The sequence below is a fragment of the Wolbachia endosymbiont of Tuta absoluta genome (assembly GCF_059414725.1).
In genome coordinates, this window is the sequence record NZ_JBNRJY010000401.1 from 1 (window position 1) to 1,335 (window position 1,335).

The following is a 1,335-nucleotide window of genomic DNA, read 5'->3' on the forward strand; positions in this document are numbered from 1 at the left end:
ATATAATTTGTCAAATGTGGCGATGGCGGCCGCCGCGGCCGGTAACGCTCTGCCTACCCTGCAAGGGATAAAAGCGTGGTATGTGTATGTAGTATTAATCAACAATACTACAACAGTATTTTGAACATGGTGTACTTTCAATCAGTGGTGCAAACCTTCCTTTTAACCAATGTTTTCTACAGTTGGCTATCTTCTAGTATTGGACCCGGTGTGTGATCGATGATAGGTATAGCCTATCCAATTGTTACCAGCTCCCGTTCCACCAATCGCCGATTCCTCCAGGGGGCACACCCTTTCATGAATACTACTTTTTCAGCAGGTGAAGACGGAGATAGTGAATCCATGATTCCTTTAAGGCAGATAGTGCCGCGAAACTAGCGCCACTTCACAAATAAAAACATCTCTTAATGCAAACAAAAACACCGATTGTCCCTTGCACATGGTTTGTTTTTATCTTAAAGCAAAACAAAAATCTGCAACCCTTATTAACTATTTGCTGTTATTAAAGTTTTGGATGTAAGTTAGTACTAGTAGTTAGTGGATATAGTACCTACCCTTGCCTGCTACGCCGAGGGTCGTGGGTTCAATTCAATCCCCACTATCTATCGTGAACTATTTTTCGTGAAGCGCCACTTCTATTTAGTATTATCCTTAAGTAAAATTAGAACAAGCAAACTCAATGAAATATTCGCTGCAATGAAAGTTATGGAAAAAATTGTCTAAAACGGCCACTTTTGGTATTAAATGCCATACGTTCTATTACAGCAAATATTTAATTGAGTTTGCAGGTTCTAATTTTACTTATGGATAGTACTAAAAACTTGGGCAACGGACATTCTGATAGATTGTTTGTTTTGTATAAAGAGTTTTTTTTGTGAAGTGGCGCCACTGCGAGGTCGTTCACGAGTACACTTGCCTTAAGAAAGATCGATCAAATGTTATAAATACTGTCCATATTCTTACTATTACTAGTATCATAAATCGGAGTAATTTTGTGTGTGTGTATTCGTTACCTCTTCGGGCTCAAAAGGCTTGCCAGATTTGGATGAACTTTTGGTATACTTACGGATAGAATATCACTTCAAAAAATAAATAGGCTACTTTTTACAGCAGTAAAACCAAAAAAAAAGTATGATTTGAAAAGTGGTTAAGGTTTTTCCAATATTTAAATCTAAATAATGAATCACTCTATCAAATATTTATAATTATAAGATTCTCAGTCATTACCGTTTGGGTGGCCAAAAGTTGATGTTCAGTAAGTGCTATTTTATCTACCTAAACTCGCTCAAAATGTTTGGATTATAAACTCGAAAACAGTTCTTTAAAGACCTGTTT

The 1,335-nt window shown here is 36.7% G+C and carries 1 pseudogene; it reads right to left on the reverse strand.

Annotation, left to right across the window (positions count from 1 at the left end):
- Positions 1-118: 118 nt before the first annotated feature.
- Positions 119-356: pseudogene (locus ACJ5GX_RS04345) on the reverse strand (phage terminase large subunit family protein); the annotation flags it as partial.
- Positions 357-1,335: the final 979 nt, after the last annotated feature.